This window comes from Stenotrophomonas sp. YJH_SMC_133 (assembly GCF_059370655.1).
Map to the genome: position 1 here is coordinate 247,870 of NZ_JCAFTW010000002.1, position 20,336 is coordinate 268,205.

A 20,336-nucleotide genomic window follows, 5' to 3' on the forward strand; every position below is an offset into this window, starting at 1 on the left:
CCGGGCACGCAGGCTAGAATGCGACAATCGTCTTCAAGGAAACGCGTGACATGTGTGGAATCGTGGGTGCGATCGCTGATCGCGACGTAGTGCCGGTGCTGATCGAGGGTCTGAAGCGCCTTGAGTACCGTGGTTACGATTCCTCGGGTATCGCGGTGATCGACCATGCCGAGCGGTCGGAGGTGCGTCGCGTGCGTCGTACCGGCCGAGTGTCGGAAATGGCCACGGCGGCCGAGGCCGAGGGCTTCAACGCGGTGCTGGGCATCGGCCATACCCGCTGGGCCACCCACGGTGGTGTCACCGAGGCCAATGCGCATCCGCACATCAGCCAGGGCGTGGCGCTGGTGCACAACGGTATCATCGAGAACCACGAAGAGCAGCGCGAGAAGTTGCGCGCGCTGGGCTACACCTTCGAGTCGCAGACCGATACCGAAGTCATCGCACACCTGATCCACCACCACCTGAAGGATGGCGACGACCTGCTGGTGGCGCTGCAGCACACGGTGAAGGAACTGACCGGCGCCTACGCGCTGGCCGTGGTCAGCCGCGCCGAGCCGGAGCGCTTCGTCTGCGCGCGCATGGGCTGCCCGCTGCTGATCGGCCTGGGCGAGGGCGAGAACTTCGTTGCCTCCGACGTCTCGGCGGTGATCTCGGCCACCCGCAAGGTCATTTTCCTGGAAGAGGGCGATACCGCCGAGATCCGTCGCGATGGCGTGCGCATCTTCGACGAGCACGACCGGCCGATCGAGCGCGACGTGCATCTGTCCGATGTGTCGCTGGCATCGCTGGAGCTGGGCCCGTACCGCCACTTCATGCAGAAGGAGATCCACGAGCAGCCGCGCGCGCTGGGCGACACCATCGAGGCGGCGATCGACGCCGGTGGTTTCCCGGCCGGGCTGTTCGGCAAGAACGCCGAAGCGGTGCTGTCGGGCATCGAGGGTGTGCAGATCATCGCCTGCGGCACCAGCTACTACGCCGGCCTGACCGCGCGCTACTGGATCGAAGCCATCGCCGGCCTTCCGTGCAGCGTGGAGATCGCCAGCGAGTACCGCTATCGCGCGGCCTACGCGAACCCGAAGCATCTGATCGTCACCATCTCCCAGTCCGGCGAAACGCTGGATACGATGGAAGCGCTGAAGTACGCCAAGTCGCTCGGCCACAAGCACACGCTGTCGATCTGCAACGTGCCGGAAAGTGCGATTCCGCGCGCCAGCGAACTGGTGTGCTACACCCGTGCCGGTGCCGAGATCGGCGTGGCCTCGACCAAGGCCTTCACCACCCAGCTGGCGGCACTGTTCCAGCTGACCGTGGTGCTGGGCAAGCTGCACGGCCGCATCGACGCGGCGCAGGAAGCGGACTACCTCGAGCAGCTGCGCTTCCTGCCGGGCAGCGTGCAGCACGCATTGAACATGGAGCCGCAGATCGCTGCCTGGGCCGAGCGTTTCGCACGCAAGAGCAGCGCGCTGTTCCTGGGCCGTGGCCTGCATTACCCGATCGCGCTGGAAGGCGCGCTCAAGCTCAAGGAAATCTCCTACATCCACGCCGAGGCCTACCCGGCAGGCGAGCTGAAGCATGGCCCGCTGGCGCTGGTGGACGAGGACATGCCGGTGGTGGTGATCGCGCCGAACGACAGCCTGCTGGAGAAGGTGAAGTCGAACATGCAGGAAGTGCGCGCGCGTGGCGGTGAACTGTTCGTGTTCGCCGACCAGGACAGCAACTTCAACGAGTCCGAAGGCGTGCACGTGATCCGTACGCCGCGTCATGCCGGCGTGCTCAGCCCGATCGTGCACACCATTCCGGTGCAGTTGCTGGCCTACCACACCGCGCTGGCGCGCGGCACCGACGTGGACAAGCCGCGCAACCTGGCCAAGAGCGTGACGGTGGAGTAACACCCGTCAGCTCGGTTGGAGGTTGCAAGCGAAGGGGGCCGTGTGGGCCCCCTTTCGTTTGTGCCGGTGGCAGCGGCAAGTGGGACAGTCACAGGGTGTTCTGTCCACCGTCGGCAGCAGGCAATCAATCTTTAACGCGTGGCATCGCGTGTATTCAGCGGCGGTTTCAGCCGCGGTGCCATTCTCTGGATCGTCGGTTGGTTCCCACGACGAACTGTCCCATCGATGCCGGTAGTGACCGATGGTCGCAGTCGTAGAATCGATTTGACCGAGGTCCGGGTTGAGCGGTTGAGCCCACCTCGTTCGCGTTGCAGCACGTCGTCTGCCGATCCGTTCCAAGTGGCAGCCGGGTGCGCCAGACGTGCGCTGAAAGGTCTGTTCCCGGGGAGGGGGCGTATCGGAAGAGCACACTTTTTGACTTCAGTGACCTGCACCAGGAAACAAGAATGAACGTCCGCGAACTCCTGCAATCCAAGAAAGAAGCTGTCATCACCATCGATGCCGAAGACACCATCGGTGCCGCCGCCCACAAGATGAGCGCGAACAGGATCGCTGCACTGGTGGTGATGAAGGACGATGCCCCGGTCGGCATCATTTCCGAGAAGGACATCGTGCGTACCCTGGCCGACGACGGCCCGCAGGCCGGCCGCCGGGTGATTTCCAGCCTGCCGTCCACCGGCCTGGAGGGCATCGCCCCGGAGGCCACCCTGAAGCAGGCCATGTCGTTGATGACGTACTCGCGGCGCCGTCATCTGATGGTCACCGAAGGCACTCGTCTGGTCGGCATCCTCAGCCTGGGCGACATCGTGAAGAACCTGCTGGGCGAGCTGGAGCTGGAAAAGGCCGTGCTGCAGGACATCTACATGGCCGCCCACTGAGGGCTGCAGCGCTGGAAGCAGAGAAGCCGGGCATTGCCCGGCTTCTTCGTTCACGGCATCGGTGAAATCAGAAAGTGACCTTCACCGAGTCGGCGCTGTAGTTGGCTGGGCCGTGGTAGACCACTTCGATGTTGTTGCCATCCGGGTCGAGCACGAACGCACCGTAGTAGCCCGGGTGGTAAGGGCGTTCACCGGGCGCGCCGTTGTCGGTGCCGCCGGCGGCGATCGCGGCGGTATGGAAGGCATCGACGGTGGCGCTGTCGCGGGCCTGGAAGGCCAGATGGTGGCGGCCGGTCAGCTGGCCGGCGGCGGCCGTGCTGCTGGCGCTGGAAATGAACAGCTCATCGGCCCAGAAGTAGTCATCGCCTTCACCGGCGATCGGGATGCCGATCGTATCGAACACCGCCTGGTAGAAGCGGCGGCTGGCCGCCAGGTCGCGCACTACCAGCTGGATGTGGTCGATCAGGCGGCCACGGTGCAGTTCCATCGTTTCCATACCAACCTCGCAGAAAAAGGGGACGGAGGGGATTAAGTCGCTTCCAGCCCAATAATGCCAGAAACGACTTAATCCCCTCCGTCCCCTTTTCGGGTCAGACGTTGGCGATGATCTCGACCCAGTAGCCGTCCGGGTCCTTGATGAAAGCCAGGTTCTTCATGCGGCCGTCGGTCAGGCGTTTCTGGAAGGTCACGCCCAGATCCTCGAAGCGCTGGCAGGCAGCCTCGATGTCCGGCACCGACACGCAGATGTGGCCGAAGCCGCGCGGGTCGCTGTTGCCGTCGTGGTAGACCGCGCCGTCCTGGGTTTCGGTGCCGTGGTTGTGGGTCAGTTCCAGCACGCCCGGCAGCCCGGCCATCCACAGGCGGCGGGCGTTGTCATCTTCCGGCACCGTGACGCCAGCGGGCACGTAGGCCAGGAAGTACAGGCTGAACTGGGCCTCGGGGAAGTCGCGCTTGTCGATCAGCTGGTAGCCGAGCACGCGGGTGTAGAAGTCCAGCGAAGCGGCAATGTCCTTCACGCGCAGCATGGTGTGGTTGAACACGAAGCCGGTGGTTTCGGCCGGGGCCTGGGCGGCGACGCCGGGAACATCGCGCAGGGCGGGAATGGTCATGGGGGAGGTCCTTCAGACAGGGCCGTTGCCGGCCGGATGGCGCCATTCTACCGGCCAGCACCTGACGGCACTGCGACGTACAATGGCCGGATCGCACCGTTCCGTCCTGACAACGATTGCCCGCCATGTCGCAGCGTGAATGGGTGGCTGCCGCCATCCGCAAGATCGAAGCTGATTTCAACCGTTCCGCCGATACCCACCTGATCCCGCTGGCGCTGCCAGGGTTCGAGGGCATCGACCTGTACCTGAAGGATGAGTCGAGCCATCCCACCGGCAGCCTGAAGCACCGGCTGGCGCGCTCGCTGTTCCTGTATGCGCTGGCCAATGGCTGGTTGCGTGAAGGGCGTCCGGTGATCGAGGCCTCCAGCGGCTCGACCGCCGTGTCCGAAGCCTATTTCGCGCGGCTGCTCGGCCTGCCGTTCATTGCGGTGATCCCGGCCTCCACCTCGCCTGAAAAGATCGCCGCGATCGAGTTCCACGGCGGCCGTTGCCACCTGGTCGAACGTGCCTGCGACCTCAACTGTGATTCGGAAAAGCTGGCCCGTGAAACCGGTGGCCACTTCATGGACCAGTTCACCTATGCCGAGCGCGCCACCGACTGGCGTGCCAACAACAACATCGCCGAGTCCATCTTCAAGCAGATGGCCGAGGAGCCCAGCCCGGTTCCGGAATGGATCGTGTGCAGCCCCGGTACCGGCGGTACCGCAGCGACGCTGGGGCGCTATGTCAGCTATCGCCGGCATGACACCCGCATCCTCTGTGCGGACCCGGAAGTGTCGGTGTTCTTCGATGGCTACAAAGCCGCCGTGGCCGGTGAGCAGGACTGGCGCGGCCTGACCTGCAGCGGTGGCTCGCGCGTGGAAGGCATCGGCCGGCCGCGGGTAGAGGCGAGCTTCATCCCGACCAGTGTCGATGCGATGGTGAAGGTGCCCGATGCGCTGAGCCTGGCCGCGATGCGCCATGTCAGCCGCCAGCTGGGCCGCCGTGTCGGTGGCTCCACCGGCACCAACTTCATCGGTGTGCTGCAGGCGGCGCAGTGGATGCGCGAGGCGGGCCATCAGGGCAGCATCGTCAGCATCCTGTGCGACAGCGGCGAGCGCTACGCACAGAGCTACTACGACCCGTCGTGGTATGCGCGCCAGGGCATCGATGTCGACGGCGCCGATGCGCAACTGGCGGCGGCGGTGGCCGGGCAGGGACTGCCCGAATTGCCGTGGTGCAGCCTGGAAGCGTTGTAACGCGGCAACGCACGGCCGGCTGTGCGTCGGCTGGGTAGAGTCGACTGTTAGTCGACTGCTCCGGGTTCAGGTCACGAAAATCCCGCGCTGCGCGCGAAAGTCGACTAACAGTCGACTCTACCCGGTCGCCGGGGCGGCTCAATATCCCGCTGCAGTGAACGCGTCCAGCACCGCGTCGCGCAGTGCATCGGGCAAGGCCTCGATGTCCATCGCGCGATCATCCAGATGCAGGCTCGGGTCCAGGATGCTCGCTCGGCCCTGGGCCAGCGCCTGCAGCCACAGCAGCACGCAGATCACGAACTCGCGCTCATGGCCCAGCCGCAGTTGGCTGGCGCCGCGTTCGATCACCTCGAACGGGTACCACTCCTGGGCGTCGTTGAACGTGCCGCCCTGCTGCAGCACTGCCTGCAGTTGATGCAGGTGACGCTGGGCATCGTCGCCGGCATCGCACAATGCGGCGATCCAGGTCAGTTCGGCCGGGCTGGCGGACAATGCCAGTGACCGGGCCGGTGAGGCGGATGCAACTGCAGCCAGACCTTCCATGTAGGGCCTCGTTCGGTGCGTACCGCTGCGGACTCCCCCGCAGCCAGAGCTTCGGTGCGCGACCGTAAGGCCGACGTGAATGCCGGGCCGTGCCCCCTTGTCAGCCCCGCCTGCCAGCGCCATATCCTGCATGCTGCCCGCCTGCCGGGCCCGTACCCTGGAGATCTGCCGTGACCGTTGCCAACCCCCTGCTCGATTTTTCCGGCCTGCCGCGCTTCGAGGCCATCCGCCCCGAGCAGGTGGCGCCGGCGCTGGACGTGCTGCTGGCCGAGGCCGAAGCCGCCGTCAGCGCCGCCGAGCAGGTGCAGCCGGTCACCTGGCAGACCTTCGTTGCCCCGCTGGATGACGCCACCGAGCGCCTATGGCGCGCCTGGGGTCTGGTCGGCCACCTGCAGGGCGTGGTCAACACCCCGGAACTGCGTGAGGCCTACAACAGCAACCTGCCGCGGGTGACCCGCTTCGCCAGCGCGCTGGGCCAGAACCTGGCGTTGTACCGGCAGTACCAGACGCTGGCCGCCAGTGCCGAGGCGGCGCGATTCGACGCGGCCCAGCGCAAGGTGCTGGACAACACCCTGCGCGATTTCCGCCTCGGTGGTGCCGAGCTGGCGCCGGAGGCGCAGCAGCGCTTCGCGGCGATCAAGGAAGAACTGTCGGCGCTGTCGGCGAAGTTCTCGCAGAACGTGCTCGACGCTACCGATGCCTGGTCGCTGATCATCGAGGACGAAGCGCGGCTGAAGGGCCTGCCGGAAGACGTGAAGGCCGCCGCACATGCCGCAGCACAGAAGGACGGCAAGGCCGGCTGGAAACTGACCCTGCAGATGCCGTGCTACCTGCCGGTGCAGACCTGGGGTGAGGACCGCGACCTGCGCGAGATCCTGTACCGCGCCAGCGCACAGCGTGCGTCCGAATTCGGCGATGAGTCCCTGGACAACAGCGGCAACATCGATCGGATCCTCGCCCTGCGCGCTGAACTGGCCGCGCTGCTCGGCTTCGATTCGTATGGCGATTATTCGGTAGCGACCAAGATGGCGCAGGACCCGGCCGAAGTGCTGGGTTTCCTGCGTGACCTGGCCGCGCGCGCCAAGCCGTTCGCGGCCAGGGACCGGGCCGACCTGGAGCAGTTCGCACGCGAGCAGCTGGGCATCGACAGCCTGCAGGCCTGGGACCTGGCGTTCGCCGCCGACCGCCTGAAGCAGGCCCGTTACAGCTATTCCGAACAGGAAGTGAAGCAGTACTTCACCGAACCGAAGGTGCTGGGCGGCCTGTTCTCGGTGATCGAGCAGCTGTACGGCCTGCGCGTGCAGGAGGACAGCGCACCGGTGTGGCATGACGACGTGCGCTTCTTCCGTCTGGTCGATGCACAGGGCGCGCTGGTCGGCCAGTTCTATCTGGACCTGTATGCGCGCGAGGGCAAGCGTGGCGGCGCGTGGATGGACGATTGCCGTAACCGTCGCGTGCGCGCGGACGGCAGCGTGCAGACGCCGCTGGTCTACCTGGTGTGCAACTTCGGCTGCGGTGCCAATGGCAAGCCGGCCACCTTCAGCCACAACGAAGTGACCACGCTGTTCCATGAGATGGGCCATGGCCTGCACCAGCTGCTGACCCGCATCGGTGAGCTGGGCGTGGCCGGCATCAATGGCGTGGAATGGGATGCAGTGGAACTGCCCAGCCAGTTCATGGAGAACTTCTGCTGGGAGTGGGAGCACCTGCAGGCCATGACCGCGCACGTGGACACGGGCGAACCGCTGCCGCGCGCGCTGTACGAGCGCATGCTGGCCGCGCGCAACTTCCACAGCGGCATGGCCACGGTGCGCCAGCTTGAGTTCGGCCTGTTCGACATGCTGTTGCACAGCCAGTTCGAACCGGCGCAGGACAGCGTGCTGGCGCTGCTCGATCGCGTGCGTGCGGAGGTGGCGGTGAACCATCCGCCGGCCTGGAATCGCTTCCCGCACCAGTTCAGCCACATCTTCGCGGGCGGTTACGCCGCCGGCTACTACAGCTACAAGTGGGCCGAAGTGCTCAGTGCCGACGCCTATGCGGCGTTCGAGGAAGCACCGCAGGCGCTGGCAGAAACCGGCGCGCGCTTCCGCGATGAGATCCTGTCGCGTGGTGGCAGCCGTCCGGCGGCGGAGAACTTCAAGGCCTTCCGTGGGCGCGCGCCGCAGATCGACGCGCTGCTGCGCCACTCGGGCATGGCGTAAACCGTTGTGGTGGGTGCCAACCCTGGTTGGCACTTCACCGCCATCCACGCATGGCGTGGATCTACCGGAATGCCGGCCAGCGGCCGGCACTACCGAAGACCGGTCATTCGGCGTAGATCATCTTCCGGGTCATGCCGCCGTCGACGATGAAGTCCTGGCCGGTGCTGAAACCGGACAGCGACGACAGCAGGTACACCGCCAGTGCACCGATATCTTCAGGGCGGCCGACCCGGCCGACCGGATGCTGTGCGTGGTCGATGGCCGAGTACTCTGGTTCATGGCGCCGTGAGGGTGCCTGCCACGCAGTGGTACCGACCCAGCCGGGGCTGATGCTGTTCACCCGCACCGCCGGGCCGGCGCTGATCGCCAGCGCATGGGTGAAGGCCACCAGGCCACCCTTGGCTGCCGCATAGGCCTCGCTGTGCGCTTCGGATTGCCAGGCGCGGGTGGAGGCGATGTTGATGATCGCGCCCGCAGCACTGTCCGTCAGCGCCGGCAGCGCGTGCTTGCTGCACAGGAAGGCGCCATGCAGCGACGACAGCCGGCGTTGCCATTCGTGCCAGTCCATGTCCTGCAGCCGCGTGCCGTGCGGCCCGGCGATGCCGGCATTGTTGACCAGCCCGTCGATGTGGCCGAAACGCTGCAGCGCCTCGGCGATGAAGTCGCGCACGCTGGCTTCGTTGGTGATGTCCAAACGCTGGAACGCGGCATCCTCACCGCGCTGCCATTCGTCCAGGCAGGCCTGGCCGGCCTCCCTGTCGAGGTCGCCGATCAGCACGCGTCCGCCGGCACCGAGCACGGCCTGGGCAATACCGCGACCGATGCCGTTGGCGCCGCCGGTGACCAGCACCACCTTGCCCGACAGTGGCGCGGCCGGCCATGCGGCAATCGGCGGCACCGTGCTCACGTCAGGTCTTCGCCGCGCAGGCGACGACGCCAGCCGTCCACGCCGATGCGGTCCAGGGTCTGGATGTTGCGCTCGACGATCACGTCCGGGTCCGGATACACATCCACCGCGCGCGCCACGCTGTCTTCGCGCAGCAGGTGCAGGGTGGGGAAGGGCGCGCGGTTGGTGTAGTTGCTGGCGTCGTCGGCGGCCACGCCCTCGAACTGGTAATCCGGATGGAAGCTGGCCACCTGCAGGATCCCCTGCAGGTCCAGTGCCTCGATCGCCGCATCGGCGTTGTCGAGGAAGTCGTTGTAGTCGAGGAAATCGGTCAGCACCTGCGGATGCACGATCAGCGTCGTGTCGATCTGCTCGGCCGGCGTGTCGCGCAGCAGCACCAGCTCCTCGGCCAGCTGTTCAACCAGCGCTTCTGTCGTGGTCGCATCGCTGAGCACGATGCGGACCTGGTCCTTCACGTATACCGCCTTGGCGAACGGGCACAGGTTCAGGCCGATGACGATGCGCTCCAGCCACAGGCGGGTGGCGGCGATCGGGTCATCGGTGGACAGGTCGGAATCGGTCATGGCGGGCACGTCGGCTGGCGGGGCCGACATTGTAGGCGCGTCGCTGGCAACGCGCCGTCGTACCTGTCGGTGGCAGCGCCGGGCGATGCCCGGCAGGTGGCTCAGTCGCGGAAATTGTTGAACTGCAGCGGCAGCTCGAACTTGCCGGCCTTGAGCACGGCGATGGCGTCCTGCAGGTCATCGCGCTTCTTGCCCTGCACGCGCAGCTTGTCGCCGTTGATCTGGCTTTCCACCTTCAGCTTGGCGTCCTTCAGGGCCGCCGCGATCTTCTTGGCGATCTTCTGCTCGATGCCCTGCTTGACGGTGATCTTCTGCCGGGCCTGGGCCAGGTTGGTCTCGATGTCGCCGAACTCCAGGCTGAGCACGTCGATGCCGCGCGCGGCCAGGCGAGCACGCAGGATGTCGTTCATCTGCTTGAGCTGGAATTCGGTCGGCGCGAACTGATTGATGACATCGCCGTCGCGCTCGAACTTTGCGTCCACGCCCTTGAAGTCGAAGCGGGTGGCCAGTTCGCGGTTGGCCTGGTCGATGGCGTTGGTCAGCTCGTGGGTGTCGACTTCGGACACGACGTCGAAGGAAGGCATGGGCGATGCTCCGCAGGTTTCAGTGGCGATCATTCTATCGTGCCGGCCCGCGTGCCCGCTTTCTGTGGAGCCCGGCCCATGCTCGGCGGCCGCCCTACAATCCGGTGCGGTCGGCGATAATGGGCCATGAACGTGCAACGCTCCCCTTCGCGTGCGGTGGCCTGGATGGTCGCTGCGGTCGCCTGTTTCTCGCTGATGGACGCTGGCATGAAGCAGCTGTCGGCCAGCTATCCGACCCTGGAAGTGACTTTCCTGCGTGGTGCGGCCTCGTTGCCGTTCGTGCTGGTGTGGGTGCTGGTCAGTGCCGGCCCACGTTCGCTGGTGCCGCGGCGCTGGGGCCTGCACCTGCTGCGTGGCGCGTTGGGCATGGCGATGATCGGCTGCTTCGTGTTCGCCCTGCGCGACCTGCCGCTGTCCACCGCCTACACCATCTACTTCGTTGCCCCGCTGCTGATCGCCGCGCTGTCGGTGCCGTTGCTGGGCGAGCGGGTCGGGCCGCGGCGCTGGGTCGCCATCGGCATTGGCCTGGTGGGCGTGCTGGTGGTGCTGCGGCCGGGCGTGGATGGCTTCATTTCGGTGCCCGGCCTGATGGTGCTGGCGGCGGCAACGGCCTATGCCGTGGCGGCGATCACGGTCAGCCTGCTGACCCGCACCGATACCTCGCAGTCGATGGTGGTCTGGTTCCTGGTGATCATGGCCATCGGCGCCGGCCTGCTCGCCATTCCCGGCTGGGTACCGCTGCAGCTGGCACACGCGCCTTTGATTGCCGGCATGGGCCTGGCCGGGGCGCTGGGCCAGATTGCCCTGACCAAGGCCTTCCAGCTGGGCGAGGCCTCGATGATCGCGCCGCTGGAGTACAGCGGCCTGGTCTGGGTGATCGGCTGGGATCTGGCCTTCTGGGGCCAGCTGCCGGACGGCTATACCTGGGTGGGAGCGGCGATCATCGTCGCCTCGGGGCTGTACCTGCTGCATCGCGAGCGGGTAAACCGGCAGGAACCGCCGAAGCCGCTGGATCATCCCTGAGCCCGGGGGTAGTGCCGGCCGCTGGCCGGCAACCCCTTGCGCCGGAGGGACCGCTGCAGGTGCCGGCCAGCGGCCGGCACTACCGGGGACAGTTTCTTAGAACCAAAAGGAATAACATTCTGGGCCATGGCGCGGGCGCGCGACCGCCTGCGCTGGTAGGCTGCACGCCCCCTTCCGTCACCCAGCCGGTGAGCCACGCCCGTGATCGAGTTCCAGCGCCTGCACAAATCCTATGCCGTTGCCGGCCGCGAAGTCAGCGCGCTGCAACCGTTGGACCTGACCATCGAGGCCGGTGAGGTGTTCGGCATCATCGGCCATTCCGGCGCCGGCAAGTCGACACTTATCCGCATGATCAACCGCCTGGAAGAACCCAGTGGTGGCCGGCTGCTGATCGGCGGTGAGGATGTCACCGCGCTGGACGCGGACGGCCTGCGCGCGCTGCGCCGGCGCATCGGCATGATCTTCCAGCACTTCAACCTGCTGTCCTCGCGCACGGTGGCCGGCAATGTCGCCTTCCCACTGGAACTGGCCGGCACGCCGAAGACGGAGATCGACGCGCGCGTGGCCGAGCTGCTGCAGACTGTGGGCCTCGAAGCGCATGCGCAGAAGTATCCGGCGCAGCTGTCCGGTGGCCAGAAACAGCGCGTCGGCATCGCCCGCGCGCTGGCGACCCGTCCGCAGATCCTGCTGTGCGACGAGGCCACCAGTGCGCTCGACCCGCAGACCACCGCTTCGGTGCTGTCGCTGCTGTCGAAGATCAATCGCGAGCTGGGCCTGACCATCGTGCTGATCACCCACGAGATGGACGTGATCCGCCGTGTCTGCGACCGCGTTGCGGTGCTCGATGCCGGCCAGATGGTCGAAACCGGTCCGGTCACCCGGGTGTTCCTGCACCCGCAGCACCCGACCACGCGCCGTTTCGTCAGCGAATCGGAGCATGTGGACGAGGGCACGCTGCACCGCGATTTCGATGCCGTCGGTGGCCGCATCGTGCGCCTGACCTTCCTCGGTGGCGACACCTACGAACCCCTGCTCGGCCGCGTCGCGCGCGAGACCGGGGTCGACTACAACATCCTGTCCGGCCGCATCGACCGGATCAAGGACACCCCGTATGGCCAGCTGGTGGTCGCCCTGGTGGGCGGCGACCAGTCCGCCGCGCAGGCCGCGTTCGTGGCCGCCGGCGTGCATGTTGAGGAGCTGCGTCGATGATCATCGCTACTGCCGGCGGATTCTTCCGCCACCTGGACGCGGGCAAGTGGGCCGACATCGGCCAGGCCACCATCGACACCCTGCTGATGCTGCTCGGTTCGCTGCCGCTGACCCTGGCCATCGGCCTGCCGCTGGGCGTGCTGCTGTACCTGTTCGGCGCACCGCAGATGAAGCGCCGGCCATTTGCGTACGGCGTGCTGGCGCTGGTGGTGAACCTGCTGCGTTCAGTGCCCTTCATCATCCTGATGATCGTGCTGATCCCGGTCACCCTGTTCCTGATGGGGACGTCGCTGGGTGTACGCGGTGCGATCGTGCCGCTGGTCATCGGTGCCGCGCCGTTCTACGCGCGCCTGGTCGAGACCGCACTGCGCGAAGTGGACCGTGGCGTGATCGAAGCGACCCAGGCGATGGGAGCCACCACCTGGCAGCTGGTCACCCGCGTGCTGCTGCCGGAAGCGCGCCCGGGCCTGATCGCTGGCGCAACGGTCACCACCGTCGCGCTGATCGGCTTCACCGCGATGGGCGGTGCGATCGGCTCCGGTGGCCTTGGCGACCTGGCCTTCCGCGACGGCTACCAGCGCTCGCACACCGACGTGGCGCTGGTCACCGTGGTCCTGCTGCTGATCCTGGTGCAGCTGCTGCAGATGCTTGGCGACCGCCTGGTCGCGCATTACAGCCGCAGATAACAGAATGCCGGGCGGCGCCCGGCATCTCGTTCGGGTAGTGCCGGCCGCTGGCCGGCAATCCCACGTGCGGTCAACGCACGTTCGGTACTTCGTAACCCAGCTTCCCGACCTGCTCCGGGTGCTGCGGCACGCGCTTGAGCTTGTCGGTGTTCACCCCGTACTCGTCACGCAGGCGTTCGGCCAGCTCCTTGTACAGGGCTTTGTCCATGTCCGGCGTACGCGAGAAGATCCAGGCCATCTCGCGGCCCGGGTAACCGATCAGTGCCCACGAGTAATCCGGTGCCACTTCCAGCACCCGCGAATGGGTAGGCACGACGCGGTAGAACCAGGTGCGCCAGCCGTGGTTGCCGCTGTCCGGGTCGACGCTGGCGCGGGCACGCACTTCCTGCAGCGGTTCGCCGAAGCCATCACGGTAGCGGTAGGTGATGCCGACCTTGTGCTCGTCGCGCAGTTCGTAGTCGTTGACGCTGGCCACATGGCCACGTTCGATGAAGTTCGGCACGCGGCCGATCACGTACCAAGTGCCCATGAAGCGCTTCAGGTCGATCGGCGCATCCGGGTCGGTCGCGCGCGGGGTGCTGGCGCGGGGCGATGGCGGCTCACTGGCGGCCACGGCGGGGCCCGCCAGGGACAGGGCCAACAGCATGGCGCAGAGCGGGCGGATCGAAGTCATGCGGGAGCGGGCTCAGAAGGGCTTTGCCTGAGCATGGTCGACTGAGCGTGCGCGATCCGTCAATGGTGTCGCAACCTGTGAGAAGGGCCTTGCCCAAGCTGTGTTGCATTGTCCACCGGAGAAGCCCCATGAACGCACGTTCCGTCCGCCGCCCTGCAACTGAACGCGTCATCATTGAACGCGCCGATCCGCGCCTGCTGCGCAGCGTGCAGCAGGTGGCCCTGGCCGGCCTGGCGCTGGTACTGGTCTGGCCAGCCGCGCGCGGCAGCAACGCCTGGCTGGGCTGGCTGCCGATGTGGCTGGTGGGCATGCCGCTGGTGGCCTGGTGGGCGCTGCTGCGCTTCCCTGTGCCGCGCCTGTCGTGGCTGCGGCTGGCCCGTCGCACCGGTGGACAGGCACATCGTCGCACCGCCGGGACGCCCCGCCGTCGCCGCCGCGCTACGGCCACGGCCTGACCTTCGACACGGGGGCGGCTGCAGCGATCCATGCTAGCGTTCCACGGCTTATGACTGCCTGGAGCTGCAATGTCTCGACTCGCTTCCGCCTGCCTGCTGGCTGGCATGATGACCGCTGCCTCGGTGGGGACCGCCGTGGCTGCTGAAGACACCGATCGCTACGCCTGGCTGGAGGACGTCACCGGCGACAAGCCGCTGTCCTGGGTCAAGGAACAGAACGCCAAGTCCGAGGCGCGCCTGGCGCAGACCCCGGCCTTCAAGCAGATGGAGACCAGCATCCGCGAGGTGCTCGACTCCGATGCCAAGATTCCCGCCGTGCAGAAGATCGGTGACTACTATTACAACTTCTGGAAGGACCAGCAGCACGAGCGTGGCCTGTGGCGCCGCACCACGCTGGCCGAGTACCGCAAGGCCTCGCCGCAGTGGGAAACCGTGCTTGACCTCGATGCCCTGAACAAGGCCGAGGGCGAGAACTGGGTCTGGCACGGCGCCGACTGCCTGCGCCCGGATTACAGCCGCTGCCTGATCGCGCTGTCGCGCGGTGGTGCCGACGCCGACGTGACCCGCGAGTTCGACCTGGCCAACAAGACCTGGATCAAGGACGGCTTCTTCCGTCCGGAGTCGAAGGGCGGCCTGAACTGGATCGATCGCGACACCGTATTCGTCTACACCGACTTCGGTGCCGGCTCGATGACCACCTCCGGCTACCCGCGCGTGGCCAAGCTGTGGAAGCGTGGTACGCCGATGGCCTCCGCCAGCGTGGTGTATGAAGGCAAGCCGGAAGACATGTACATCGCGGCGATGCACGATGACACCCCGGGCTTCGAGCGCAACCTGGTCAGCCGCACGCTGGCGTTCTACAACAACGAGATCTACCTGCGTGGCGACGATGGCACGCTGACCAAGATCGATGCGCCGAACTCGGCCGAGAAGGGCCTGCACAAGCAGTGGCTGACCCTGGAGCTGCGTGATCCGTGGACCGTGGGTGGCAAGACCTATGCGTCCGGTTCGCTGCTGGCGACCAGGCTGGATGACTTCCTGGCCGGCAAGCGTGAGTTCGACGTGCTGTTCACCCCGACCGCGACCACCTCGCTGGCCAGCGCCACCTGGACCAAGAGTCACCTGGTGCTGAACGTGCTGGATGACGTCAAGAACCGCCTGTCGGTGCTGACGCCGGGCGCCAATGGCTGGCAGACCAGCCGTTTCGTCGGCGCGCCGGCCTTCGGCACGCTGGGCGTGGCTGCTGTCGACAGCAACGACAGCGACGCGGTATGGCTGACCGCCACCGACTACCTGACCCCGACCACCCTGGCGCTGGCCGAGATCGGGCAGGCTCCGGAAACGCTGAAGACCATGCCGGCCTTCTTCGATGCCAAGGGCAAGGTGATCGAGCAGCACTTCGCCATCAGCAAGGACGGCACCCGCGTGCCGTACTTCGTGGTGCACGACAAGGCGATGAAGCTGGACGGTTCCAACCCGACCCTGCTGTACGGTTACGGTGGTTTCGAGATCTCGCTGACCCCGGGCTACTCCGGTGGCATGGGCCGCGCTTGGCTGGAGAAGGGCGGCGTGTACGTGGTTGCCAACATCCGTGGCGGCGGCGAATACGGCCCGCGCTGGCACCAGGCGGCGCTGAAGCAGAACCGCCACAAGGCCTATGAAGACATGGCCGCGGTGGCACGCGATCTGGTCAAGCGCAAGATCACCAGCGCCAGTCACCTGGGCGTGCAGGGCGGCAGCAACGGTGGCCTGCTGACCGGCAACATGCTGACCCAGTACCCGGAACTGTTCGGTGCGGTGGTGGTGCAGGTGCCGCTGCTGGACATGAAGCGCTACAGCCACCTGCTGGCCGGTGCCTCGTGGATGGCCGAGTACGGCAACCCGGATACCAGCGACTGGGCGTTCATCAAGACCTTCTCGCCGTACCACCTGTTCGACGCGAAGAAGAAGTACCCGCCGGTGCTGTTCACCACCTCCACCCGCGATGACCGCGTGCACCCGGGCCACGCCCGCAAGATGGCGGCGAAGATGATCGACGCCGGCAAGGACGTGACCTACTACGAGAACATCGAAGGTGGCCACGGCGGTGCAGCCAACAATGCGCAGGCCGCACACATGTCGGCGCTGGCCTACAGCTTCCTGTGGGAGCGGTTGGGCGGTAAGTAAGCAGACAGGCAGAACGGAAAACGCCGCCCCCGGGGCGGCGTTTTTCTTTATCCGGTAGTGCCGGCCGCTGGCCGGCAACCGCATCATTCACGCATTCCCGGGTTGCCGGCCAGCGGCCGGCACTACCGTCAACGTGATCCCTGCCAACGCTGCAACCCACGCGCGATCCGTGCCACCGCCTCCTGCAACCGCGGCACTTCCTGGGTATAGGCCAGGCGCACGTGCTGGTTGGCGCGATGGAAGCCGAAATCCAGCCCGGGCGTGAATGCCACGTGCTCGGTTTCCAGGAAATGGGTGCAGAACGCCTGTGCGTCATCGGTGAATGCGCTGACATCGGCGTACAGGTAGAACGCACCCTGCGGCTCGACTTCGATGCGGAAGCCCAGCTCGCGCAGCGCGGGCAGCAGGAAGTCGCGGCGCTGGCGGAACGCTTCGCGACGCTGCTCGAAGATCGCCATCGACTCCGCGCTGAAGCAGGCGAGCGCGGCATGCTGGGCGATGCTCGACGCGCTGATGTACAGGTTCTGCGCGAGTTTCTCCAGGTCCGGCACGGCTGCTGGCGGTGCCACCAGCCAGCCCAGCCGCCAACCGGTCATGCCGAAGTATTTGGAGAAGCTGTTCAGCACGAATGCGCTGTCATCCACCTGCAGCACGCTGGGTGCATCCAGGCCATAGGTGAGGCCGTGGTAGATCTCGTCCACCACCAGGTGACCACCGCGCGCGTGCAGGGTCTTCGACAGGGCGGCCAGTTCGTCGGCGGAGAGCACGGTGCCGGTCGGGTTGGCCGGTGAGGCAACCAGCGCGCCGACGCTGTCGGCATTCCAATGCTGTTCCACCAGCGACGGTGTGAGCTGGTAGGCAGTGTCCGGGCCGACCGGCACCAGCTGTGCGCCGCCTTCAACGAGGCGCAGGAAGTGGCGGTTGCACGGATAACCCGGGTCGGCCAGCAGCCAGTGGCGGCCGGGATCGACCAGCAGGCTGCTGGCCAGCAGCAGCGCACCGGAGCCGCCGGGGGTGACCAGGATGCGTTCGGGGTCGATGTCCAGCCCGTAGTGGCTGCGGTAGAAGCCGCTGATCGCCTGGCGCAGGGCGGGCAGGCCACGTGCGGCGGTGTAGCGGGTATGGCCGGCGGCCAATGCGGCCTGGCCGGCACGCACGATCGGTTCGGCGGTGGTGAAGTCCGGTTCGCCGATTTCCAGGTGGATCACGTCGTGGCCGGCCTGTTCCAGCGCCTGCGCGCGGGCCAGCAGGGACATCACGTGGAACGGAGCGATTTCATGGCTGCGCCGGCTGTAGCCCGGCGTATGGGGCAGGGTACTCATGCAGCCCATGGTACGCCGCGCACCGGGGTCACGCGCTCTGGCAGTGCCGACCGCTGGCCGGCAACCGACCCACCCGCAGGCCGTGAGGGTGCCGGCCAGCGGCCGGCACTACCGACAGGCATGGCCACCATGACGTTCCGCAGGGTTGCCCACCGTCCTTCCGCAACCCAGACTCGGGCGCAAGGACGCCATTGCATTGCCCCTCAAGGAGCCCTATCTCATGAATTCCACCCTCTGCCTGTTGCTTGCCAGCCTGATGACCACCACTGCCACCGCCGCCACTCCGCCCGTTCCGCCGGATGCCGCCAAGCATCCGCATGTGGTCAAGGCGCCGTTCGGCGCGACCCGCAACGATGACTATTACTGGCTGCGCGACGACAAGCGCGGGAACAAGGACATGCTGGCCTACCTGCAGGCCGAGAATGCCTATGCCGACCAGCTGCTGGCGCCGCTGAAGCCGCTGGAAGACACCCTTTACAAGGAGATCGTCGGCCGCATCAAGCAGGACGATTCCAGCGTGCCGGCGCGCGAGCGTGGCTACTGGTACTACAGCCGCTTCGAAACCGGCCAGGACTACCCGATCCACGCACGCCGCAAGGGCAGCATGGAGGCCGCCGAGGAAATCCTGCTGGACGTCAACGCGATGGCTGCCGGCAAGGGCTATTTCAGCGTCGGCTCGATGGAAGTCAGCCAGGACAACCAGCTGCTGGCCTGGGCCGATGATGATGTCGGCCGCCGCCAGTACACCATCCGCTTCAAGGACCTGGCCACCGGCAAGGTGCTGCCCGATGTGATCACCGGCAGCTCGGGCGACCTGGTCTGGGCCGACGACAACCGCACCGTGCTGTATGTCGAGAACGATCCGGAAACGCTGCTGACCGTGCGCGTGAAGAAGCACGTGCTGGGCACCCCGGCCAGCGCCGACACCGTCGTATACGAAGAGAAGGACGACAGCTTCTACATGGGCATCGGCCGCACCCGCGACGATCGCTTCATCACCATCGGCGTGCACAGCACCGTGTCCTCGGAAGAGCGTTACGCGCCGGCCAGCGACCCGACCCACTTCACCGTGCTGGCGCCGCGCCAGCGCGATGTCGAGTACGACGCCGACCACTACGATGGCCGCTGGGTGATCCGCACCAATGACGGTGCGAAGAACTTCAAGCTGGTCACCGCACCGACCGATGCGACCTCGCGTGCGCAGTGGAAGGACTGGATCGCGCACGACGATGCGGTGTTCATCGAAGGCTTCGAACTGTTCGATGGCTACACCGCCATCGCCGAACGCTCCGAGGGCCTGGAACGCATCCGCCTGCTGTTCAAGGATGGCCGCAGCGACTACGTGAAGGCCGACGAGCCGGCGTACTCGATGGGCCTGGGCGACAACACCGAGGCCGATACGCCCTGGTTGCGCTACGTCTACACCTCGATGACCACCCCCACCACCGTGTTCGAACTGAACACCGCCACCGGTGAGCGCCGCCAGCTGAAGGTGCAGCCGGTGATCGGCTATGACGCGTCGAAGTACGAAACCGACCGCGTCTGGATCACCGCGCGCGATGGCGTGAAGGTGCCGGTGTCGCTGGTCTACCGCAAGGGCTACCAGAAGGATGGCAAGGGCGCGTTGTTCCAGTACGCCTATGGCAGCTACGGCATGTCGATGGACCCGTACTTCAACCAGACCGCGGTGAGCCTGCTCGACCGCGGCGTGGTGTATGCCATCGCCCACATCCGCGGTGGCCAGGAAATGGGCCGCGACTGGTACGAGAACGGCAAGCTGCTGCACAAGCAGAACACCTTCAACGACTTCATCGACGTCACCCGTGGCCTGGTGGCGCAGGGCTGGGCGGCGAAGGATCGCGTGGCGGCATCCGGCGGCAGTGCCGGTGGCCTGCTGATGGGCGCGGTGGCCAACCAGGCGCCGCAGGACTACCGCGTGATGGTGGCCCAGGTGCCGTTCGTCGATGTGGTGACCACCATGCTCGACCCGACCATTCCGTTGACCACCAACGAGTACGACGAGTGGGGCAACCCGGAGCACAAGCAGTTCTACGACTACATGCTGTCCTACTCGCCCTACGACAACGTCAGCAAGCAGGCCTATCCGGCGCTGTTCGTGGGCACCGGCCTGTGGGATTCGCAGGTGCAGTACTGGGAACCGGCCAAGTGGGTGGCCAAGCTGCGTGACAACAACACCGGCCACTACCCGATCCTGTTCCGCACCAACATGGAAGCCGGCCACGGCGGCAAGTCGGGGCGCTTCCAGCGCTACCGCGAGCTGTCCGAGTCGTACGCATTCGTGCTGCAGCAGCTGGGCATCGCCCAGCCGTGATCGCGACAGGGTGCCGGGCACTGCCTGGCACCCTGAACCGGTATCCTTGCGGCCATGAGCGCGCCAGATCCTTCCGTCCCTCGCGATGCCACCACGCCTCCGCGCGTGGTGCGTTTCCGCTGGGCGTGGTGGCTGCTGGCCTATGTCAGCCTCGGCACCGGCATCGTCGGCATCTTCGTGCCGGGCCTGCCGACCACCGTATTCATCCTGATTTCGGCCTGGGCCGCCTCGCGTGGCTCCGAGCGCCTGCACAACTGGCTGCTGCAGCATCCACGCTTCGGCCCGGCCATCGCCAACTGGCAGGCACACGGGGCGGTCAGCCGCTACGGCAAGTGGATGGCCACGATCACCATGGCGGTATGCGCCGGCATCATGCTCTGGTGCGTGCCGATTGCCTGGGTGAAGTGGTTCTCGATCGGCAGCATGACCGTGGTGGCGATCTGGCTGTGGACCCGGCCGTTGCCACCGCCGGAAGGCTGAACATGGCCCGCCCCGGGGCGGCCCGTGGGGCGGTCAGGGGGGTAGAGTCGACTGTCAGTCGACTATCGCGCGCAGCGC

Annotated in this window: 19 protein-coding genes; 11 read left to right on the plus strand and 8 right to left on the minus strand. The window is 66.5% G+C overall.

The features are described 5' to 3' along the window. The first annotated feature begins 50 nt into the window (after positions 1 to 50). On the plus strand, positions 51 to 1,889 hold the full coding sequence (glmS, locus tag AC5P78_RS03680; RefSeq protein ID WP_005414535.1) for a glutamine--fructose-6-phosphate transaminase (isomerizing): 1,839 nt from the start codon (positions 51 to 53) through the stop codon (positions 1,887 to 1,889). Between the two features lie 446 nt (positions 1,890 to 2,335). Further along, positions 2,336 to 2,767 (plus strand): CBS domain-containing protein, encoded by a 432-nt coding sequence (locus tag AC5P78_RS03685; RefSeq protein WP_005411115.1) that lies wholly within the window; start codon positions 2,336 to 2,338, stop codon positions 2,765 to 2,767. A 67-nt stretch (positions 2,768 to 2,834) separates the two neighbouring features. On the opposite strand, the gene AC5P78_RS03690 is transcribed toward AC5P78_RS03685, so the two are convergent. Beyond that, a complete protein-coding gene (locus AC5P78_RS03690) occupies positions 2,835 to 3,263 on the minus strand; it encodes a VOC family protein (protein ID WP_005414534.1) in 429 nt (142 codons plus the stop codon). A 94-nt stretch (positions 3,264 to 3,357) separates the two neighbouring features. Next, complete coding sequence (gene gloA, locus AC5P78_RS03695; protein ID WP_005414533.1) at positions 3,358 to 3,876, minus strand: lactoylglutathione lyase; 519 nt, start codon at positions 3,874 to 3,876, stop codon at positions 3,358 to 3,360. Positions 3,877 to 4,001: 125 nt separating this feature from the next. On the opposite strand from gloA, the gene AC5P78_RS03700 reads away from it, so the two are divergent. Then, positions 4,002 to 5,114, plus strand: coding sequence for a PLP-dependent cysteine synthase family protein (locus AC5P78_RS03700; RefSeq protein WP_005411112.1), 1,113 nt, complete (start codon positions 4,002 to 4,004; stop codon positions 5,112 to 5,114). Positions 5,115 to 5,252: 138 nt separating this feature from the next. On the opposite strand, the gene AC5P78_RS03705 is transcribed toward AC5P78_RS03700, so the two are convergent. Then, entirely contained in the window at positions 5,253 to 5,657 is a 405-nt protein-coding gene (locus AC5P78_RS03705) for a hypothetical protein (RefSeq protein ID WP_044570892.1), read from the minus strand. A gap of 170 nt (positions 5,658 to 5,827) precedes the next feature. On the opposite strand from AC5P78_RS03705, the gene AC5P78_RS03710 reads away from it, so the two are divergent. Beyond that, a complete protein-coding gene (locus AC5P78_RS03710) occupies positions 5,828 to 7,858 on the plus strand; it encodes a M3 family metallopeptidase (protein WP_262247932.1) in 2,031 nt (676 codons plus the stop codon). 103 nt (positions 7,859 to 7,961) lie between these two features. Here AC5P78_RS03710 and AC5P78_RS03715 read toward each other — a convergent pair whose 3' ends face one another. From AC5P78_RS03715 to AC5P78_RS03725, 3 genes are all read right to left on the minus strand, one after another. Further along, entirely contained in the window at positions 7,962 to 8,765 is an 804-nt protein-coding gene (locus tag AC5P78_RS03715) for an SDR family oxidoreductase (protein ID WP_060380788.1), read from the minus strand. Beyond that, on the minus strand, positions 8,762 to 9,328 hold the full coding sequence (locus AC5P78_RS03720) for a DUF1415 domain-containing protein (protein WP_005414530.1): 567 nt from the start codon (positions 9,326 to 9,328) through the stop codon (positions 8,762 to 8,764). Before AC5P78_RS03720 ends, AC5P78_RS03715 begins: the two co-directional genes overlap by 4 nt. A gap of 101 nt (positions 9,329 to 9,429) precedes the next feature. Next, positions 9,430 to 9,912: a YajQ family cyclic di-GMP-binding protein gene (locus tag AC5P78_RS03725; RefSeq protein WP_005411107.1), complete on the minus strand. Its 483-nt coding sequence runs from the start codon at positions 9,910 to 9,912 to the stop codon at positions 9,430 to 9,432. Positions 9,913 to 10,038: 126 nt separating this feature from the next. Here AC5P78_RS03725 and AC5P78_RS03730 point away from each other — a divergent pair, with 126 nt between their 5' ends. The 3 genes from AC5P78_RS03730 (at position 10,039) to AC5P78_RS03740 (ending at position 12,830) form a co-directional block, all read left to right on the plus strand. After that, a complete protein-coding gene (locus AC5P78_RS03730; protein ID WP_005411106.1) occupies positions 10,039 to 10,935 on the plus strand; it encodes a DMT family transporter in 897 nt (298 codons plus the stop codon). A gap of 201 nt (positions 10,936 to 11,136) precedes the next feature. Then, on the plus strand, positions 11,137 to 12,144 hold the full coding sequence (locus tag AC5P78_RS03735) for a methionine ABC transporter ATP-binding protein (protein WP_005411105.1): 1,008 nt from the start codon (positions 11,137 to 11,139) through the stop codon (positions 12,142 to 12,144). Beyond that, on the plus strand, positions 12,141 to 12,830 hold the full coding sequence (locus AC5P78_RS03740; RefSeq protein WP_005411104.1) for a methionine ABC transporter permease: 690 nt from the start codon (positions 12,141 to 12,143) through the stop codon (positions 12,828 to 12,830). Before AC5P78_RS03735 ends, AC5P78_RS03740 begins: the two co-directional genes overlap by 4 nt. Before the next feature lie 70 nt (positions 12,831 to 12,900). Here the strand turns inward: AC5P78_RS03740 and AC5P78_RS03745 are convergent, their stop codons facing one another. Beyond that, positions 12,901 to 13,503 carry a lipocalin family protein gene (locus AC5P78_RS03745; RefSeq protein WP_005411103.1) on the minus strand — a complete coding sequence of 201 codons (603 nt, stop codon included), beginning with the start codon at positions 13,501 to 13,503 and terminating at the stop codon, positions 12,901 to 12,903. Positions 13,504 to 13,631: 128 nt separating this feature from the next. On the opposite strand from AC5P78_RS03745, the gene AC5P78_RS03750 reads away from it, so the two are divergent. After that, on the plus strand, positions 13,632 to 13,958 hold the full coding sequence (locus AC5P78_RS03750) for a hypothetical protein (RefSeq protein WP_024957062.1): 327 nt from the start codon (positions 13,632 to 13,634) through the stop codon (positions 13,956 to 13,958). A gap of 69 nt (positions 13,959 to 14,027) precedes the next feature. Then, entirely contained in the window at positions 14,028 to 16,124 is a 2,097-nt protein-coding gene (locus tag AC5P78_RS03755; RefSeq protein ID WP_414498271.1) for a prolyl oligopeptidase family serine peptidase, read from the plus strand. 128 nt (positions 16,125 to 16,252) lie between these two features. Here AC5P78_RS03755 and AC5P78_RS03760 read toward each other — a convergent pair whose 3' ends face one another. After that, entirely contained in the window at positions 16,253 to 17,446 is a 1,194-nt protein-coding gene (locus tag AC5P78_RS03760; protein ID WP_414498270.1) for a pyridoxal phosphate-dependent aminotransferase, read from the minus strand. Between the two features lie 220 nt (positions 17,447 to 17,666). On the opposite strand from AC5P78_RS03760, the gene AC5P78_RS03765 reads away from it, so the two are divergent. Both AC5P78_RS03765 and AC5P78_RS03770 read left to right on the plus strand, forming a co-directional pair. Next, entirely contained in the window at positions 17,667 to 19,778 is a 2,112-nt protein-coding gene (locus AC5P78_RS03765) for a S9 family peptidase (RefSeq protein WP_180872573.1), read from the plus strand. 54 nt (positions 19,779 to 19,832) lie between these two features. Next, on the plus strand, positions 19,833 to 20,258 hold the full coding sequence (locus AC5P78_RS03770) for a YbaN family protein (RefSeq protein ID WP_024957059.1): 426 nt from the start codon (positions 19,833 to 19,835) through the stop codon (positions 20,256 to 20,258). Positions 20,259 to 20,336 lie beyond the last annotated feature (78 nt).

Excerpts from the sequence above, each read along its gene's own strand:
- glmS (WP_005414535.1), top strand. The coding sequence starts at position 51 with ATGTGTGGAATCGTGGGTGCGATCGCTGATCGCGACGTAGTGCCGGTG.
- AC5P78_RS03685 (WP_005411115.1), top strand. The coding sequence starts at position 2,336 with ATGAACGTCCGCGAACTCCTGCAATCCAAGAAAGAAGCTGTCATCACC.
- AC5P78_RS03690 (WP_005414534.1), bottom strand. The coding sequence starts at position 3,263 with ATGGAAACGATGGAACTGCACCGTGGCCGCCTGATCGACCACATCCAG.
- gloA (WP_005414533.1), bottom strand. The coding sequence starts at position 3,876 with ATGACCATTCCCGCCCTGCGCGATGTTCCCGGCGTCGCCGCCCAGGCC.
- AC5P78_RS03700 (WP_005411112.1), top strand. The coding sequence starts at position 4,002 with ATGTCGCAGCGTGAATGGGTGGCTGCCGCCATCCGCAAGATCGAAGCT.
- AC5P78_RS03705 (WP_044570892.1), bottom strand. The coding sequence starts at position 5,657 with ATGGAAGGTCTGGCTGCAGTTGCATCCGCCTCACCGGCCCGGTCACTG.
- AC5P78_RS03720 (WP_005414530.1), bottom strand. The coding sequence starts at position 9,328 with ATGACCGATTCCGACCTGTCCACCGATGACCCGATCGCCGCCACCCGC.
- AC5P78_RS03725 (WP_005411107.1), bottom strand. The coding sequence starts at position 9,912 with ATGCCTTCCTTCGACGTCGTGTCCGAAGTCGACACCCACGAGCTGACC.
- AC5P78_RS03730 (WP_005411106.1), top strand. The coding sequence starts at position 10,039 with ATGAACGTGCAACGCTCCCCTTCGCGTGCGGTGGCCTGGATGGTCGCT.
- AC5P78_RS03740 (WP_005411104.1), top strand. The coding sequence starts at position 12,141 with ATGATCATCGCTACTGCCGGCGGATTCTTCCGCCACCTGGACGCGGGC.
- AC5P78_RS03745 (WP_005411103.1), bottom strand. The coding sequence starts at position 13,503 with ATGACTTCGATCCGCCCGCTCTGCGCCATGCTGTTGGCCCTGTCCCTG.
- AC5P78_RS03750 (WP_024957062.1), top strand. The coding sequence starts at position 13,632 with ATGAACGCACGTTCCGTCCGCCGCCCTGCAACTGAACGCGTCATCATT.
- AC5P78_RS03755 (WP_414498271.1), top strand. The coding sequence starts at position 14,028 with ATGTCTCGACTCGCTTCCGCCTGCCTGCTGGCTGGCATGATGACCGCT.
- AC5P78_RS03760 (WP_414498270.1), bottom strand. The coding sequence starts at position 17,446 with ATGAGTACCCTGCCCCATACGCCGGGCTACAGCCGGCGCAGCCATGAA.
- AC5P78_RS03765 (WP_180872573.1), top strand. The coding sequence starts at position 17,667 with ATGAATTCCACCCTCTGCCTGTTGCTTGCCAGCCTGATGACCACCACT.
- AC5P78_RS03770 (WP_024957059.1), top strand. The coding sequence starts at position 19,833 with ATGAGCGCGCCAGATCCTTCCGTCCCTCGCGATGCCACCACGCCTCCG.